The sequence below is a fragment of the Halorussus marinus genome, from assembly GCF_004765795.1.
Classification (GTDB): Archaea; Halobacteriota; Halobacteria; order Halobacteriales; family Haladaptataceae; genus Halorussus; species Halorussus marinus.
Genome location: NZ_SBIV01000002.1, coordinates 413,840 through 431,257, shown reverse-complemented (window position 1 = coordinate 431,257; position 17,418 = coordinate 413,840). Strand labels below are relative to the sequence as shown.

The 17,418-nt window shown below is 68.4% G+C and carries 17 protein-coding genes; 11 read left to right on the top strand and 6 right to left on the bottom strand.

Features of this window, described 5'->3' with window-relative positions; genetic code table 11:
• Nucleotides 1-28: 28 nt before the first annotated feature.
• From EPY72_RS06120 to rnz, 3 genes are all read right to left on the bottom strand, one after another.
• The gene (locus EPY72_RS06120; protein ID WP_135805864.1) at nt 29-805 is read right to left on the bottom strand and encodes a nucleoside phosphorylase; all 777 of its coding nucleotides are present in this window, start codon (nt 803-805) and stop codon (nt 29-31) included.
• Nucleotides 806-918: 113 nt separating this feature from the next.
• Nucleotides 919-1,476, bottom strand: coding sequence for a hypothetical protein (locus tag EPY72_RS06115; protein ID WP_135805863.1), 558 nt, complete (start codon nt 1,474-1,476; stop codon nt 919-921).
• A gap of 36 nt (nt 1,477-1,512) precedes the next feature.
• The gene (gene rnz, locus EPY72_RS06110; RefSeq protein ID WP_134671054.1) at nt 1,513-2,439 is read right to left on the bottom strand and encodes a ribonuclease Z; all 927 of its coding nucleotides are present in this window, start codon (nt 2,437-2,439) and stop codon (nt 1,513-1,515) included.
• 330 nt (nt 2,440-2,769) lie between these two features.
• On the opposite strand from rnz, the gene EPY72_RS06105 reads away from it, so the two are divergent.
• The 4 genes from EPY72_RS06105 (at nt 2,770) to EPY72_RS06090 (ending at nt 7,516) form a co-directional block, all read left to right on the top strand.
• Complete coding sequence (locus EPY72_RS06105) at nt 2,770-4,743, top strand: DUF7282 domain-containing protein (RefSeq protein ID WP_135805862.1); 1,974 nt, start codon at nt 2,770-2,772, stop codon at nt 4,741-4,743.
• A 73-nt stretch (nt 4,744-4,816) separates the two neighbouring features.
• Nucleotides 4,817-5,836 carry an AAA family ATPase gene (locus EPY72_RS06100; protein WP_134671052.1) on the top strand — a complete coding sequence of 340 codons (1,020 nt, stop codon included), beginning with the start codon at nt 4,817-4,819 and terminating at the stop codon, nt 5,834-5,836.
• 133 nt (nt 5,837-5,969) lie between these two features.
• A complete protein-coding gene (locus EPY72_RS06095) occupies nt 5,970-6,866 on the top strand; it encodes a GAF domain-containing protein (protein ID WP_134671051.1) in 897 nt (298 codons plus the stop codon).
• Nucleotides 6,863-7,516 (top strand): DUF7504 family protein, encoded by a 654-nt coding sequence (locus EPY72_RS06090; RefSeq protein WP_134671050.1) that lies wholly within the window; start codon nt 6,863-6,865, stop codon nt 7,514-7,516. The genes EPY72_RS06095 and EPY72_RS06090 overlap by 4 nt, the downstream gene beginning before the upstream one ends.
• Nucleotides 7,517-7,523: 7 nt before the next feature.
• Here EPY72_RS06090 and EPY72_RS06085 read toward each other — a convergent pair whose 3' ends face one another.
• Complete coding sequence (locus EPY72_RS06085) at nt 7,524-8,522, bottom strand: methyltransferase domain-containing protein (RefSeq protein WP_134671049.1); 999 nt, start codon at nt 8,520-8,522, stop codon at nt 7,524-7,526.
• A 133-nt stretch (nt 8,523-8,655) separates the two neighbouring features.
• Between EPY72_RS06085 and EPY72_RS06080 the strand changes: the two genes are divergently transcribed.
• Entirely contained in the window at nt 8,656-9,216 is a 561-nt protein-coding gene (locus EPY72_RS06080) for a TATA-box-binding protein (protein ID WP_134671048.1), read from the top strand.
• A gap of 116 nt (nt 9,217-9,332) precedes the next feature.
• Nucleotides 9,333-9,680: a DUF7473 family protein gene (locus tag EPY72_RS06075; protein WP_134671047.1), complete on the top strand. Its 348-nt coding sequence runs from the start codon at nt 9,333-9,335 to the stop codon at nt 9,678-9,680.
• Between the two features lie 15 nt (nt 9,681-9,695).
• Here EPY72_RS06075 and hisG read toward each other — a convergent pair whose 3' ends face one another.
• Complete coding sequence (gene hisG / locus EPY72_RS06070; RefSeq protein ID WP_134671046.1) at nt 9,696-10,556, bottom strand: ATP phosphoribosyltransferase; 861 nt, start codon at nt 10,554-10,556, stop codon at nt 9,696-9,698.
• Nucleotides 10,557-10,674: 118 nt separating this feature from the next.
• On the opposite strand from hisG, the gene EPY72_RS06065 reads away from it, so the two are divergent.
• The 5 genes from EPY72_RS06065 to hjc all read left to right on the top strand — a co-directional run bounded on the left by EPY72_RS06065 (nt 10,675) and on the right by hjc (nt 16,255).
• Complete coding sequence (locus EPY72_RS06065; RefSeq protein ID WP_135805861.1) at nt 10,675-11,820, top strand: M48 family metalloprotease; 1,146 nt, start codon at nt 10,675-10,677, stop codon at nt 11,818-11,820.
• Between the two features lie 57 nt (nt 11,821-11,877).
• Complete coding sequence (locus EPY72_RS06060; protein ID WP_135805860.1) at nt 11,878-13,176, top strand: amidohydrolase; 1,299 nt, start codon at nt 11,878-11,880, stop codon at nt 13,174-13,176.
• Nucleotides 13,177-13,353: 177 nt separating this feature from the next.
• Nucleotides 13,354-14,247 carry a hypothetical protein gene (locus tag EPY72_RS06055; RefSeq protein WP_135805859.1) on the top strand — a complete coding sequence of 298 codons (894 nt, stop codon included), beginning with the start codon at nt 13,354-13,356 and terminating at the stop codon, nt 14,245-14,247.
• 83 nt (nt 14,248-14,330) lie between these two features.
• Nucleotides 14,331-15,641: an adenosylhomocysteinase gene (locus EPY72_RS06050; RefSeq protein WP_135805858.1), complete on the top strand. Its 1,311-nt coding sequence runs from the start codon at nt 14,331-14,333 to the stop codon at nt 15,639-15,641.
• Between the two features lie 98 nt (nt 15,642-15,739).
• Nucleotides 15,740-16,255: a Holliday junction resolvase Hjc gene (hjc, locus tag EPY72_RS06045; RefSeq protein WP_134671041.1), complete on the top strand. Its 516-nt coding sequence runs from the start codon at nt 15,740-15,742 to the stop codon at nt 16,253-16,255.
• A 31-nt stretch (nt 16,256-16,286) separates the two neighbouring features.
• On the opposite strand, the gene EPY72_RS06040 is transcribed toward hjc, so the two are convergent.
• Entirely contained in the window at nt 16,287-16,988 is a 702-nt protein-coding gene (locus EPY72_RS06040) for an SWIM zinc finger family protein (protein ID WP_210423497.1), read from the bottom strand.
• Between the last annotated feature and the right edge of the window lie 430 nt (nt 16,989-17,418).

Here is a 17,418-nt window from a genome sequence, read left to right as displayed (position 1 = left end):
GGGGTTTCGACGGCGCGAACGCGGACCGTCACTCCGTGCGGTCCGCGAGTATCTCGGCGGCCGCGTCGCCGAGCCGCCGCATGTCGTCCTCGGTCAGGTGAAACTTCGGCTCCCACTCGGCGGTGCCGAGGTAGTCGCTCACGACGAACATCGCCGCGGCGTCGACCCCGCGGTGGGCGGCCACGGTGAACACCGCCGACGCCTCCATCTCCACGGTGAGGACGCCCTCGTTCGCGTACGATTCGACCTCCCGGACGGTCTCGCGGTAGATCGCGTCGGTGGTCCACGACGGGCCGACGCGGTACGGCTCGTCTCGGTCGGCCAGCGTTCGGGTGATCCGATCGAACAGCGGTTCGGTCGGGCGGGCGAACTTCGCGGACTCCGCGTAGTGATGCGAGGTGCCCTCGTCGCGGATCGCGCGATCGCAGACGATGAACTCGCCCATCTCGACGTCGTCCTGCAGACACCCCGCGAACCCGACTGAGAGGAACGCCTCGACGCCGTCGGCGGCGAGCTCCTCCACCATCATCGCCGCGGTGGGCGCGCCGATGCCGAAGTTCCCCATCACTCCGACGCGCCCGTCGAACTCGTCGAAGACGTAGAGATCGCCGTAGTAGGAGTCGACCTCGCGCCCGTCACGCGCGTCGGTCAGGTACTCCATCAACCCCCTGCTGTAGCAGAGGACGACCGCCTCGGGCACCGCCGGTGGGCCGGCGTCGGACTGGTCATCTCTGTACTCCACGCTCTTTTCGGGGGTGATGACGGCGTCCCCGCGGTGCTTGTCGGCGACGTTCGGGAAGGGCATTCTGTCAACCGACCGATTGTGCGGGCGCGATAAGTCCTTTACTCCGGTGTGAGGTGAGCTAACGTCCCGAAGCGAGGGCCCACGCTACGCCGCCAGAGAAACGACGCGGGGAGCTACGTCGCGGTCTGCCTCTCCGAGAGTCGTTCGGCGACGGCCGCCCCGACTGCGCCGCCGAGGCCGCCGAGAAGCCCGAGGACGGCGGGTGCGACCGCGCCCGCGATGGCGACGACGCCGCCGAGCGCGGGCCGAATCGTGAACGACTCGTAGATCGCGACGTAGAGCACGAGGAGCCCGCCGACGCCGCCGCCGTACGTCCCATGCCAGAGCCCGCTCGCCGGCGACGCCGTCGTCGCGCCGACGACCGCCCCGACGAGCGCACCGATACCGAGATACCCCGCGGGCGGGACGCGACCGGCAAGCGGCGGGGACGACGCGAGGACGAACAGGCCGGCGAACGCGCAGGCCGCGGCGGCGACCGGTCGGAACGCGGTGCGGTCGGGCTTCCCGACGACCGCGTCGATCGCCGAGAGGAGCGCGAGCACGACCGCACCGCCGAGGCCGAACGACAGCGCCGCGATGGCGCCGCCGTCGGGACCGACGGTCGCGTACCCCAGTCCGCCGGCGGCGAGCGCTCCGATCAGTCCGGCGCGGGCGACGGTGTCGGGGTTCACGGTCGGGTCGCTCACACCCCGTGGGCATAAAACCAGCTACGCGTCGGGGAACGGAACCTCGCGGACTTCGCCGTCCTCGGGGACGAACGCCTCGCCGTCGAACGCCTCGCGGGCCTCTCGGAGGTGGTCGGAGACGTCCCCGCCGTACCGCGAGGAGATGTGGGTGAGCGCGAGCCGGACGACGCCGGCCTCGGCGGCGAGTTCGGCGGCCTGGCGCGCGGTCGAGTGACCGGTCTTTCGCGCGCGCTCGATCCGGTCGTCGGCGAAGGTGGCCTCGTGGACCAGCATGTCGGCGCCCTCGGCGACCGCGGCGACGTCGTCGCTCGGTCGAGTGTCGCCGGTGTAGACGAACCGGCGGCCGGGCCGGGGGTCGCCGACGACCTGCTCGGGCCGAACGACGGTGCCGTCCTCGAGCTCGACCGGCTCGCCGTCGTGGAGCCGAGAGAACGCCGGGCCGACGGGGACCCCGAGCTCCTCGGCGCGCTCGCGATCGAACCGCCCCTTGCGATCGTCCTCGACGAGCGCGTAGCCGATCGAGTTGGCGTCGTGGTCGGTGCGGAACGCCCGGACCTCGTAGTCGTCGCGTCGGACCGCGACCTCCCCGGGTTCGACGCCGTAGACGTGGACCGGATACGACGGCTGGTTGCCCGCGGCGTGGACGAGCGACTCGATCTCGGCCTCGGTCCCCGCGGGCGCGTAGACGGTGAGCGGGGCCTCCCGGTCGTTGAAGTCCCACGTCTGGACGAGCCCCGGGAGCCCGAGTACGTGGTCGCCGTGGAGGTGGGTGACGAACACGTCCGAGACCGTGAACCCGGTCCCGAACCGCATCATCTGTCGCTGGGTCCCCTCGCCGGCGTCGAACAGCAACCGGTCGCCCTCCCGGTTTACCATGACGGCGCTCAGATTCCGCTCTGTCGTCGGCACTGCCCCGCCGGTTCCGAGAAAGGTCACTCGCATCGACATCCTCGGCGAAGGTACGGTGACGACGCGGAAAGCGCCTTCGAAACGGCCCCCGCATCGGACAGATTGAATCGGTGGAAACAACGCGTTACGACCGCGCGCACGCTCGCGGAACTCTCGAATACTCCCTGCCTACCCGGTCGTATCTCGCTGTTACGCGTGTGAACAGTCGTTTCCGTTTATTCGCGGTCTCGTCGTTCGCTTTCGTGCGGACTGGGGGTTACAATGACACGCGACACAAAGACTATTAGCGCTGTGTTCATGGCCGTCCTTCTCGTCCTCGCGAGCGGGACAGCGGTATCACTCGCGGCGACGGATACCGGAAGTACGGCTGTGGGGGCAACAGACGCGTTACAGGAGACGACAGAGGAACCGACGACCGAAGCAGTCGACGAAGAGACGACTGAGTCGGCCGGCGAAGAGACCACCGCGGCGGCGGAAGCCGCGGCGAGCGTCACGATCAACGATCAGGAGTCCGACGGCGAGCAGATCGTTATCGACTCCGTGACGATGGACGAGGGCGGCTTCGTCGCGATTCACGACGAGACGCTCCTTGAGGGCGACGCTCTCGGTAGCGTCGTCGGCAACTCCGTCTACCTCGAACCGGGAACCCACGAGAACGTGACCGTCACGCTCGCCCGGCCCATCGAGGAGACTCAGACGCTCATCGCCATGCCGCACTACGACACGAACGAGAACGAGGTCTACGACTTCGTGATCGCCAGCGGTGGGGCCGACGGCCCGTACGTCGCTGACGACGAGCCCGTGGTCGCGCAGGCGACGGTGAGCGTCGGTGCGGAAGAGCCCGCCGAGACCGAGACTGAGACAGAGGAGCCGGTGGAGACTGAGACAGAGGAGCCGGTGGAGACTGAGACAGAGGAGCCGGTGGAGACTGAGACAGAGGAGCCGGTGGAGACTGAGACAGAGGAGCCGGTGGAGACTGAGACTGAAGAGCCGGCCGAAACAGAGACTGAAGAGCCCGCCGAGGAGCCGAGCGAACAGCAGCAGCTCGTGTTCAAAATCGAGCAGATGAACATCGACCGCTGGTCGTTCGTCGCCGGCGACGAGGAGACTCCCGACCGGACCGAGACCGTCAGCGACATAACGATCGTCGACCGCCGCGTCGAGATCAACCTCTCCGAGCTGATGCAACAGCAGGCTCAGATGACCGACCAGCAGCAACTCACGACTCAGGACCCCGAAGAGGTCCAAGAGCAACTGCAGGAGAACCTCTCGCAGGATCTCGAAACGGTCCGGTTCGTCATCGAGGACGTGACCGTCGAGAACGTCACGTTCGTGATCACGGCGCCCGAGGACATGGAGATGCCCGCGCCGCCCGCCGAGATGGAGACCGAGACCACGACCGAAGAGGAAATCGAGGAGACAACCGAGGCAGAGGAGACGACTGAGGAAGAAGTCGAAGAGACGACCGAAGAGGAAGTCGAGGAAACGACCGAGGCAGAGGAGACGACTGAGGAAGAAGTCGAAGAGACGACCGAGGCAGAAGAGACGACTGAAGAGGAAGCTGAGGAGACAACCGAAGAGGAAGCCGAGGAGACGACTGAAGAGGAAGCAGAAGAGACAACTGAAGAGGAAGCCGAGGAAACGACCGAGGCAGAGGAGACGACTGAAGAGGAAGCCGAGGAAACGACCGAGGCAGAAGAGACGACTGAGGAAGAAGTCGAAGAGACGACCGAGGCAGAAGAGACGACTGAGGAAGAAGTCGAAGAGACGACCGAGGCAGAAGAGACGACTGAGGAAGAAGTCGAAGAGACGACCGAGGCAGAAGAGACGACTGAGGAAGAAGCTGAGGAGACGACCGAGGCAGAGGAGATGACCGAAGAGACGACCGAGGCCGATCTCGAATCGTTCGACGTCTCGGAACTCGACGCGCCAGAGAGCGCTGAGGTCGGCGACACCATCACCGTGAGCGCCGTCGTGACCAACCCGAACGACGTCGAAGCCAGTCAGGACGTGGCCTTCCGCCTCGAAGGCGACGTCGTCGAGAGTAAGGCCGTCACGATCGCGGCCGACGACGAGACGACCGTGACCTTCGAGATCGACACGTCCGAACTCGCGGCCGGCGAGTACATCCACGGCGTCTACACCGACGAGTTCGGTGAACTGGGGATCATCGCGCTGAACGAACCGACCGCCGAGGAGACGACCGAGGTCGCAGAGACCGAGACGCCGACCGAACACGAGGAGACGACCGAAGTCGTCGAGACCGAGACGCCGACTGAAACCGAGGAGACCTCTACCATCGTCGTCGAGACGATGACCGAGACGACCGAATCCGAGGCCTGACGACCGGCGCCTCTCTTTTCGCCGCCGCGAGCAACCGACCGATTCTTACCTGCTGGCTCCCTACTCGCGGGTAATGGACGCGCCGCTGTGGACCGAGACGTACGCGCCCGACCTCGCCGACCTGCCGCAGGCCGAGGTCAGGGAGTACCTCCAGAAGGCCGTCGAGGAGCCGATCAACCTCGTGCTGTACGGGCCCTCCGGCGCGGGCAAGACCGCCGCGGTCCGGGCGCTGGCCCGCGAGGCCCACGAGGACCCCGACAACGACCTCGTCGAGATCAACGTCGCGGACTTCTTCGGGATGACGAAAAAGGAGATCGCGTCGGACCCGCGGTTCGCGTCGTTCATCGACAGCAAGCGCCGGCGAAACTCCTCGAAAGCCGACCTCATCAACCACGTTCTCAAGGAGTCGGCGAGCTACTCGCCGGTCTCGGGGGCGTACAAGACCGTCGTGCTCGACAACGCCGAGGCCATCCGCGAGGACTTCCAGCAGGCGCTCCGGCGGGTGATGGAGCGCCACCACGAGGCGACCCAGTTCGTCATCACCACTCGCCAGCCCACGAAGCTCATCCCGCCGATCAAGTCCCGGTGTTTCCCGGTCGCGGTTCGGGCCCCGACTCCCGACGAGATCGTGGCGGTCCTCGAACGCATCGTCGAGGCCGAGGGCGTCGAGTACGACCGCAAGGGCCTGGAGTTCGTCGCCGGCTACGCCGAGGGCGACCTCCGGGAGGCCATCCTCGGCGCCCAGACCACCGTCGAGACAGAGGGCGAACTCACCCGGACGGCCGCCTTCGAGGTCCTCCGGGACGTCGGCGTCGAGAGCGACGTCGAGGAGATGCTCGACGCCGCGGAGGCCGGGGAGTTTCAGGACGCCCGCAAGACGCTCGACGACCTGCTGGTCGACGAGGGGTACAGCGGCGAGGAGGTGCTCCACGAGATCCTCGATCTGGCTCACTCGGGGCGATACGCCGGCGACGACCTCGCGGAGTTGACGGTGCTCGCCGGCGAGATCGACGCCGATCTCGCCGACGGGACCAGCGACCGGGTCCACGTCGGCCACCTGCTCGCGGAACTCGGGGCGGCCACCGAGGCGTGAGCGCGGCGGCGCCCGCGTTCCCTAAGTGAACGCCGGTCGTCCTACGGCTACTCTTCGGCCAACCGGCGGTTGAATCTTACTTCTGATAATTGGGAACGAAGAATTATACTAGCGGAGTCGAAGGCCTGGTTAAATGGTAGACCAGACCGTTCTCTGCATCGGCGCGGACGACGATGTCGAGGATATGGCGGCGGCGCTCGACGAAGAGGCTGATCTCGCTCCGATCGCCCGGACCTCGGTGGCCGAGGCCACCGCGTTTCTCGACACCGAGTCGGTCGCGGCGGTCGTGACCGAGTACGAACTGTCGGACGGCACGGGTCTCGACGTCGTCGACGCGATCCGCGATCACGCACCGCAGACGCCCTGCGTCCTCTACACAGACGTCTCTCCGAGCGACATCGACACCGCGTCGTTCGAGGACGCCATCGTCGAGTACCTCAACCGGGACCTCCCCGACGCGGCCGACCGACTCGGGTTCGTGGTGGACGACGTCATCGCTCACAGCGCACAGGTCGGGTTCCTCGTCCCCGACGACGAGGACTCCCGGCTCGCGGCGCTCGACTCCTACGACGTCGACGACCTCCCCATCGAGGAGAGCTTCGACCGCCTGACGGACCTCATTTCGAGCCACTTCGACACCGCGGTCGCGTTCATCGGTCTCATCGACGAGCAGGAAGAAGACATCCTCGCCTGTACGGGCGGCGACTGGGATTCGATCACCCGCGAGGAGACGATCTGCACCCACAGCATGCTCCAGGAGGACGTGATGGTCGTCGAGGACATCAGCGAGGACAAGCGCTTCGCCCAGAACCAACAGCTCCACGACCTCGGAATCGTCTCTTACGCCGGCGCGAACATGACGACCCCGGAGGGCCAGACCATCGGGCAGGTGTGTCTCATCGACCACGAGCGCCGGTCGTACTCCCCCGAACAGCGGGCACAACTCCAGCAGTTCGCCGAGACCGCGATGGAGATCCTCGAACTCCGTCAGTCGCTTCTGGAGGCCTCCGACGCGGAGGTGGCGCCATGAGCCTCACCGAGACGGCCCAGTTCGAGATCCCGAATCTCCCGCTGGCCGCGTTCGAGGACGGGACGAGCGTCCTGTTGACCGGCGACGACACCGACCTCCTCGAATCGGTCTTCTACCGGCTCGTCGCCGCCCGGGAGGACGAGCGCTCGCTCGTGCTGGCGACCGAGGCCTCCGGTCGAGCGGTCAACCGCGGTCTCGACGGCGCGGCCGACGGCGCCAGCGATCGGTCGGCGGTCCTCACCTGCGCCGGCCCCGACGCGGCCGAGAACGTCACCGGCGTCGACGATATCGCCGACCTGACGGGGCTCGGGATGCAGTTCTCGACGCTGGTGGCCGACTCTCAGGCGACGACCGGTCGGCTCCGCGCGGGTATCCTGCTGTGTTCGAGCATCTGCGCCGCGGTCGACGACACGCGGTCGGTCTACCGGTTTCTCAACTCGAATCTGCTCAGCCAACTCCGGCGCAACGAGGCGGTCGGCGTCTGCGCGCTCGACACCAGCGCCGACATCGGGACCAACGTCGACAGCTTCCTCGCCGGCATGAAAGCCTCGTTCACGGGCCGCATCGACGTCGAGGCGGACGGCCCCGGGCGGGCGATCCTCCACGTCTCGGGCCTCGGAGACGACCGATCGGTCGAGGTCTCGCTGTAACCGTCGATCACGGGGGCCCCGACTCGCCGTCGAGCACGACGACGTGTCGGTCCAGCGATCGGTGGACTCGGCGCTCGAATTCGGCTTCGACGGTCCAGCCGACGTCGCGGGCCTCGCTCGCCCACGACCGGTCGCCGACCACGACCGCGCGGTCTGCCACCCGGCGAGCCTCCGCGAGCGCGCCCGCAACGAGGTCGTCGAGGTCGAGGTTAGCGATCTTCGACTGGCGGCCGTACGGGGCGTCGAACACGACGGCGTCGATCGCGCCGTCGGGGAACGGGAGGTGGGTCGCGTCGCCCTGCACGGTCGCCCACTCGCCCGTCGCCCGGTCGTCGGCGCCGAGATACCGATCGAGGTTCCGGGCCGCGCCCCGGGCCATCTTGCGCTGGGCGTCGGCGCCGTAGGCGCTCGCGCCCGCGAGCCCGGCCTCGATGAGCACGCCGCCGGTGCCACACATCGGATCGAGCACCGTCGCGCCGGGCCGCGCGCCGGCGACGTTGACCAGTGCGCGCGCCAACAACGGGTCCATCCCGCCGGGCTGGAAGAAGGGCCGGTCGGTCGGTTTGCGGGTCCCGTAGTCGCGCACGCTCTCGGCTTCGAGCCACCCCACGACGCACGTCTCCCCGGCGAACACCGCCCGGAGCTCGTGGTCCGGGTCGTCGAGGTCGACCGCGTAGCCCCGATCGACGAGCGCCTGTCCGAGCGCGCGCTCGGCGCGCTGGGTGTCGACTTCGGCGGTGTCGCGGACGGTCCGGGCTCGGACCGCGACGGTGCCCTCGCGGTCGAGGCCGGCGGCGTCCACGAGCGTCCGGGCCGACGCCACACTGGCGTCGGTCCGCCCGACCACCTCGATCGCGCGGCGGGTGTAGGCGAGGTTCCGAACCCGGTCGGTGACCGTCGTCGCGGTCGCCACCCCCGGCGCGATCACCTCGACGCCGGTCGCTGCGCTGGCGGCCTCGGCGGCGGCGAACCGATCGTCCTCTCCGGCGAACTCCAGGGCGTACACGGGCTATCGGAGTCGGTCTCCCGACTTGGGGGTTTCGGCTTTCGTCCTCCGCGGGAGCATAAAAACCGGCAATCGACGTGTCAGCGGGGAGTACCAACCTTTATAAGCCTTAAATACGACATTTAAGTCGCATATGACCGACCCAAAGGAGACCATCAACATTGAAAACGTGGTCGCCTCCACCGGAATCGGGCAGGAACTCGACCTCCAGAGCGTGGCCATGGACCTGGAAGGCGCCGACTACGACCCGGAGCAGTTCCCCGGTCTCGTCTATCGGACCCAGAACCCCAAGTCCGCGGCGCTCATCTTCCGGTCGGGCAAGATCGTCTGTACCGGCGCCAAGAGCACCGCCGACGTCCACGAGAGCCTCGAGATCGTCTTCGACAAGCTCCGAGAGCTCCAGATCGACGTGAACGAGGACCCCGAGATCGTCGTCCAGAACATCGTGACCTCCGCGGACCTCGGTCGCAACCTCAACCTCAACGCCATCGCGATCGGCCTCGGCCTGGAGAACATCGAGTACGAGCCCGAGCAGTTCCCCGGTCTCGTCTACCGGCTCGACGAACCGGAAGTCGTCGCGCTCCTGTTCGGGTCGGGCAAGCTCGTGATCACCGGCGGCAAGAAGCCCGAGGACGCCGAGCAGGCGGTCGACAAGATCGTCTCGCGACTCGAAGACCTCGGCCTGCTCGAATAGCGCGCCCGACCGAGCGGTTCACGACTCCTTTCTGTGGCGTCGCGCTCCCCCGACGGTCGGCCGGCGCGACCGCGCCGAACCGGCAGTCACAAACCGTCCGCGTCCAAGGTCCGAACATGGCAGTCCCGGTCGTCGCACTGGTCGGTACGTTCCTGTTGACCGTGCTGTTTTACGCCGTAACCGCCCACCTCGCCGCCCGATACGTGCTCGGGGGCGTCCCGTTCGTCCGGGCGCTCGCGGTCGGAGTCGTCCCGGCGGTGATCTCGTTCGCCCTCCAGGCCTACCAGAACCCGGGCGTCATCATCGTCCTCGCGCTCGCCGCGGACTTTTTCGCCATCCGGGCGATCTACCGGCTCCGGTACCGGACTGCGGGGCTGGTCGCGGTCGCCCACTACACCCTGAGCGCGATCCTCGGCATCACGATCTTCAATCTCGTGCGACTGCTCTCGACCGCCCCGACGTGACCTCCCGACTCGGCGTCACTCCACCAGTCGCTCGATCTCGGTGACGAGGATCCCGCTCGCGCCGACCGACTTGAGATCGTTGATGGTCTCGAACACGTCGCGCTCGTCGACGACCGCGTGGACCGCGACCGTCTCGTCGCCGTCGGTCTCGCCCTCGACGTTCATCACGGTCGGGCCGCCCAGTCCCGGGATCACGTCCCGGACCTCGTCGAGGCGGTCCTCGGGCGCGTTCATCATCAGGTAGCGCTTGCCGTCGGCCGACAGCACCGACCGGAGCGCCATCACGACCTGTTCGACCTTCGGGTCGTCGACCGCGTCCTCGCGGGCGAACAGGTAGACCGAACTCGACAGCACCTCGTCGACGACCGCGAGCCGATTGACCTTGAGGGTAGTTCCCGTGGAAGTGATGTCGATGATGGCGTCGGCCATCTCGACGTGGGGCGTGAGTTCGGTCGCGCCGCTGACCTCCACGATGTCGGGGTCGACCCCCTGCTCGTCGAAGTACCGCCGGGCGACGTTGGGGAACTCGGTGGCGACGGTCTTGCCCGCCAGATCGACGACGGCCTCGATGTCGCCGTCCTCCGGGGCGGCGAGCACGAGCCGACACCGGCCGAACTCCAGGTCGAGTAGCTCCTCGACGTTGCCGGGGTCGGCCTCCCGGACCTGATCGAGCCCCGTGATCCCGGCGTCGGCCGCGCCGTCGCTGACGTACTCGGGGATGTCGGCCGCCCGGGCGAACAGCAGGCTCACCTCGGGGTCGACCGTGTCTGCGTAGAGCTTGCGGTCCGCGCCGTCGACGGCGTGGAGCCCGGCGCGTTCGAGCAGTTCCATCGACGGCTCGTGGAGTCGGCCCTTGTTCGGGACGGCGATTCGCATACGAGCACTGTCGGACTCCGGGGGCAACTACCTTTTCATCCGCGCCGTTCGGGACCGCGAGACGGGCCGAACGCGAGCGATGGAAACGAATTTGGCGGCGGGCTGACGAGACCGGCGTATGGCTTCGCTCCTCCCGTCCGTCGGTCCGCTGGCGGCGGTCGCGGCCGTCTCTGTCGCCTCGTTCGCGGCGCTCCGACTCGTCGCGTGGTGGGCGACGAAGGCCCCGCCCAAGCGCGCGATGGCCCGCATCCGCCGGGCGCTGGCCGTCGGGCTCCCGGCGACCGGACTCGCCGCGCTGTTCGCGGCGCTCGCGACCGACGCGCTCGAACTGACCGATACCGTGATCCGCGCCGCGAGCCCGTTTCTCGCGGCGTCGCCGATCGGAGCCGTGCTGACGTGGGTGCCGACGCTCGCCGGCGTCGTCGTCGCCGTGGTCGCGGGCTACCTCGGCGCGTTCCCGTCCGTCCGAGCGCTCAGGGACGCAGAGCTGTCGGCGGCCGCCGCCGCGCTCGGGCTCGGGCGGTGGCTCGCGGTCTTTCTGGGTCTCGTGGTGGCGGCCGTCGGCTCGCTGAGCCTCCTCCCGCCGGGGCTCCTGCGCGCGACCGGTCCCCTGTTGGGCGTTCTCGTCGCGGCGATCGCGGTTCTGCTCGCGGCCCAGCCGCGGCTCGTCGGCCTGTTTCGCTCGACCCGGGCCCCGACCGACGCCGAGCGCGACCGGCTCGACCGGCTCGCAGATCGCGTCGGCCTCTCGCCGCGGTCGGTCGCGATCATGGAACTCGACGGCGATCCGACCGCGACGGCGATGCTCGCGGGACTGCCCGGCCGCCGCCACCTGTTGGTCACCGACTACCTGCTCGACCGGTTCGACGACGACGTCGTCGCGGCCGTGCTCGCGAGCCGAGCCGGCCGCGCCCGGCGGTACTACCGCGAGTACAAACTCCTCGTGGTCCTGATCGGTGCCGGGGTGGCGATCGGCGCCCTCTCGGGCGACGTGAGCGCGCTGGCCGACCTCGGAACGCTCCCGTTCGTCGGGCTGTACGTCGGCCTGCTGGTCGCGCTCGCGGCCGTCGGCAAGCGACTCGTCTTCGCGGCCGACGACGACGCGGTCGACCGCGTCGGCGCCGAGACCTACGCCGAGGCGCTCGAAGCGATCGCGGACGAACACCGGCTGAGCTACGAGTCGGGCCGGCTCGCCGCGCTCGTCGCGATGCGGCCCCCGCTTGGCGACCGGCTCGATCGGCTCTGGGGACGATTCGAGGACTGACCGCCGCGCGCGACCGAACCCGATGGATTGACACGCCGCCCGCGCGAACCCCGAGCCATGACGACGCTCCGAATCGCGGGCGGACGGGTCCTCCGACCCGATCTGACCGTCGAGCGAGCCGACGTGGTGGTCGATCAGGACGACGGGACGATCGCGGCGGTCGGCGATCCCGAGTCGGTGCCGGCGGGCGACGAGCGCCTCGACGCCGGCGACTCGCTGGTGATTCCCGGCCTCGTGAACGCCCACACGCACGTCGCGATGACGCTCCTGCGGGGGTACGCAGACGACAAGGAACTCGACGCGTGGCTCCGGGAGGACATCTGGCCCGTCGAGGCCGCGCTCACCGGAGACGACGTCCGGGCCGGCACCGAACTCGGGCTCGTCGAGATGATCCGGTCGGGCACGACCGCGTTCGCGGACATGTACTTCCACGTCCCCGAGATCGCCGCGGCCGTCGAGGAGGCTGGACTGCGCGCCCGCCTCGGCCACGGCGTGGTCACGGTCGGCAAAGACGAGGCCGACGCCCGCGAGGACCTCGAAACGAGCCTCGACGTCGCGCGGGAGTTCGACGGGGCGGCCGACGGTCGGGTTCGGACCGCGTTCATGCCACACAGCCTCACCACCGTCGGCGAGGCGTTCCTCCGTGAGTACACCGCCGAGGCTCGGGCGGCCAACGTGCCGGTCCACTACCACGCCAACGAAACCGCCGACGAGGTCGAGCCGATCGTCGACGAGCGCGGCGAGCGCCCGCTCGAATACGCCCGCGACTGTGAGATGACCGGCGACTCGGCGTTCGTGGCCCACGGCGTCCACGTCGACGAGGCGGAGATCGAACTGCTCGCCGAGACCGGGACGGGCGTCGTCCACTGTCCGGCCTCGAACATGAAGCTCGCGAGCGGGATGGCGCCGGTCCAGCGGTTGCTCGACGCGGGCGTGGGCGTCGGGCTCGGGACGGACGGGGCGGCCTCGAACAACGACCTCGACCTGTTCGACGAGATGCGCGACGCCGCGATGGTCGGCAAGCTCGCCGCGAACGACGCCAGCGCGGTGCCGGCCGAGCGCGTCGTGGAGATGGCGACGCTCGGCGGCGCCGACCTGCTCGGGTTCGACGGCGGTCGGATCGAGGCGGGCGCGAACGCCGACCTCGCGGTCGTGGATCTGGCGGCCGCCCACCTCACGCCCCGCCACGACCTCGTGAGCCACCTCGTCTACGCGGCCCGCGGGTCGGACGTGCGCCACACCGTCTGTGACGGCGAGGTGCTGATGCGCGACCGGGAAGTCCTGCCCCTCGACGCCAACGCGGTTCGGGCCCGGGCCGAGGAGCGAGCGGCCGCGGCGGTCGAGCGCGCCGAGTGATCTCGCGGCACTGTCAGGTCGACGGAAACGCGCCGTTGAACGATCAAAGATAAACGATCAGAACTATTTTTAAACCGTCTCAGCGGATTTGTGGCTCTCTCGTCGTCGCGGTGAACGGTCCGAACCAATTGTACGGCAATCGGGGTTTAATCGGACGTTTCCCGTAGCACCGAGCGCATGAGATCGAAGAAACGACTGCTTTCGGTCGCGATGGCCGGCGTACTGATCCTGTCGGCGTTCGCCGCCGCGGGCGTCGTCAACGCCGCGGCCGCGAACGACGCGACGGCGAACGAGTCGCTCGTCGTCGGGATCGAGCAGGACGACGACGGCGAGGCGACCGTGAGCGTGACGCAGAACGATTCGGCTGTCGAGAACGCGAGCGTAATCGTCGACGCGACGACGGCGAACGTCACGTACGACGGCGCGGGGAACTACACCACCGACGACGACGGCGAAGTCGAACTCCCCGCGCCCGGACAGAACGTGACCGTGGCGATCACCGCCACCGCCGACGGCGCGACCGGTTCGGCGACGGCCGACCTGACCGTCGGAGAGTCCGACGACGAGGCGGGGAGCTTCGGACAGCTCGTCTCCTCGTTCGTGACCGAGATGCTCGACGCCGGGAGCAACGACGGCGGCCTCGGACAGGCGGTCTCGGAGTTCGTCACGAACAACAACCCGGGCAACGCCGGGAACGCGCCCGACGACGCGGGCCGACCCGACGACGCCGGGAAGCCCGACGATGTCGGGAACGCGTCCGAGGACGCCGGGAAGCCCGACGACGTCGGCCCCGACGGTGACGACGAGGACGACGAGCGCGGACCGCCCGAGCACGCCGGTCCCGACAGCGACGACGAGAGCAACGAGACCGCGGACGGGGACGCCGACGAAGAACGGCCTGAGGCCGCGGACGCCGACGACGAAGAAGAGACCGACGACGAGGCCGCGGACACCGACAAAGAAGAGACTGACGCCGACGAAGAAGAGACCGACGACGAGGACGAAGACGGCGACGACAATCCCGGTAACGGAAACGCGGCCGGGAACAACGGAAACGGCAACGGTAACTGATCCGACCGCCGACGCCCAGAGACCGACGATCGGTCGCGTCCGGCTTCGGTAGCGTTTTGGGCGCGGTAGCCCTCTGTTCGCGCATGGTAGACTACCCGGCGATCAGCGAGCAGTTAGACGACATCGAGTCTGCTCGCGAAGATGGCCACCGGAAGATAGACTGGGCGCGCGAACACATGCCGATCCTGACCGCGCTCCAGGCTGAGTTCGACGCCGAGAAGCCCTTCGAGGGCCAGCGCATCGGGATGGCGATGCACGTCGAGGCCAAGACCGCGGTGCTGGTCGAGACCCTCGCGGAGGCGGGTGCGGACGTCGCGGTCACGGGGTGCAACCCCCTCTCGACCCACGACGACGTGAGCGCCGCGCTCGACGAGCATCCCAAGATCACCTCCTATGCCAAGCGCGGGGTCGACGACGAGGAGTACTACGAGGCCATCGAGGCGGTCATCGCCCACGAGCCGACCGTCACGGTCGACGACGGGATGGACCTCGTCGCGGCCATCCACGAGGACTACCCCGAGCTGATCGACTCCATCATCGGCGGCTGTGAAGAGACCACCACGGGCGTCCACCGCCTGCGCGCGATGGACGACGACGGCGCGCTCGAGTACCCCGTGTTCGCGGTGAACGACACCCCGATGAAGCGACTGTTCGACAACGTTCACGGGACGGGCGAGTCCTCGCTGGCGAACATCGCGATGACCACGAACCTCTCGTGGGCGGGCAAAGACGTCGTGGTCGCGGGCTACGGCTACTGCGGGAAGGGCGTCGCGAAGAAGGCCGCGGGCCAGAACGCCAACGTCATCGTGACCGAGGTCGAGCCCCGCCGCGCGCTCGAAGCCCACATGGAGGGCTACGACGTGATGCCGATGGACGAGGCCGCCGCGGTCGGCGACGTGTTCCTGACGACCACCGGCAACCGCGACGTGATCACCGCCGACCACTTCGAGCAGATGAACGACGGCGTCCTGCTCGCGAACGCGGGCCACTTCGACATCGAGATCAACCTCGACGAGCTCGCCGAGATGGCGGTCGACGAGCGCGAGGCCCGCGAGGGCGTCCGAGAGTACGAGCTACAGGACGGCCGCCGGCTCAACGTCCTCGCGGAGGGGCGGCTGGTGAACCTCGCCAGCCCGATCGCGCTCGGCCACCCGGTCGAGGTGATGGACCAGAGCTTCGGCGTACAGGCCGTCTGCGTCCGGGAACTGGTCGAGAACGGCGCCTCGGACAGTTCGAGCGAGGAGGGCGACCAGTACGAGGCCGGCGTCCACGAGGTTCCCGACGACCTCGATCGGGAGATCGCCGAGATCAAGCTCGACGCCGAGGGCGTCGCGTACGACGATCTGTCCGACGAGCAAGAAGAGTACATGGGGAGCTGGCAGCACGGGACGTAAGGCCGCCCGATCGTCCGCCCCGGTCCCGGCGGACTTAACACCCCGAAGGAACGACGATTCGATATGACCGACGCGACCGAGCTCTCGGGGGGTGTCTGATGTCGAACGCCAAGGGGGATCGCCGCGAGCGCGAACTCGTCAACCGGCTCGACGAGGCGGGGTTCGCGGTGATGCGCGCGCCCGCGTCCGGGTCGGCGACCGAGCGCGAGCTCCCGGACGTGCTGGCCGGCGACAGCGAGGTGTTCTACGCCATCGAGGCCAAATCGAGCGCGGGCGATCCCATCTACCTCACCGGCGAGGAGGTCGAGGCGCTTGTGTACTTCAGCCGGAACTTCGGCGCCAAGCCCCGGATCGGCGTGCGGTTCGACCGGGAGGACTGGTACTTTTTCCACCCCGGCGAGCTCTACACCACCGACGGCGGCAACTACCGGGTCAAGCTCGAAACCGCGCTCGCCGACGGCACCGACTTCCCGGAGCTCGTGGGCCACTCTGAGCAGGCGACGCTCGGCGAGGCGGGCGAGGACGACCACGACGCCGCGGTGCTCGATCTCCTGTCGGCGGTGAAACGCGGCGACATCTCCGTCGAGGAGGCGGCCGCGGCGCTCGACGGGTAGCGAGAAAATCCGACCCGCACAGGTCGCCGTGCTACGCGGCCGGCTCGAAGTCCCCGAGCGCAGACTGGTCTTCGGCGTCCGAGCCGCCCCCTTCGGTGGACTCGCCCCGACGGGCGAGCCGCCCGCGCGGGAACGAGTAGTGACGGAGGTGGTGGGGCCGAAAGTCGTCGGCGTCGAGCCCGGCCGGCACCGGGTACATCGCCTCGACGACCACGTCGTCGGCCCGGTAGCCCTCGTTTGTCGAGTAGTCGGCGACGGTCACATCCCGGCCGGTCACGTCCACCTCGTCGGCCCGGCGGTCGGTCGTCTCGACGACGACGAGCAGGTCGTCGGTCTCCCGGTCGACGACGAGTTCGCCCGGGCCGAGCCGACACTCCTCACAGAGGTAGGGCCCGCGCTCGCCCTCGGGGACGAACAGCTCGTCGCCACAGTGCTCGCAGGCGACCGCCCGCTCGCCGGGCGGCGGGACCAGCCCCTCGGTGACCTCCATCGCGACCCGCCGGAGGTGCTTGCACCGGACCTGCCGGAAGGTGTGATCGGGGCAGGTACACCGGCCGCCCCGGAGGTCGACCGAGTAGGCGTTTCCCGTCTGGCTCTCGACTTCGTAGACGCCGCCGCCGAGCGGCGTGACGTTCATTCGCTCCGTGCGGGCCCGCTGGGACCTGACGTCGGTCACCTCGGGCGCGGGAGCGAGCGGTGCGCGCGTTCGTTCGGAAGCTGTTGTGTTTTCCATGGGCTTCCCACCTTGTGTGCGGCGACCGCGATCGACAGAATCGGCGTTTCGACCCCCACTCGTCGCGTCTGCGGTCGATTCCGCGTACGAATACGTAGGGTCCGAGCGCCCCTAAGTCTTACACCTATCGGAAACACTATATTGGACTTAGAGGGCTCTTTGACGCCACAGAACGCGGGGTGAGATGCACCACGTTCCGCAAGCGAGGGGCAAGCGAGCGACCCCGCGATTCCCCCGCGAACGAGGAGCGTAGTCGTTCGAAAGGCACTGCCTTTCGTGATGACGAGAGAGCGTCGCTCTCTCGGATCACGACGAGCGAGCGCCCCGAGGAACCCCCGAAGGAGGTGATGGCGGGTTTTAGTCGAGGTTTTCCCAGCCGAGAGGCGGCCGTAGCCCGCCTCGGAGCGCAGTAAAAGGTCGTTTCGAAGCG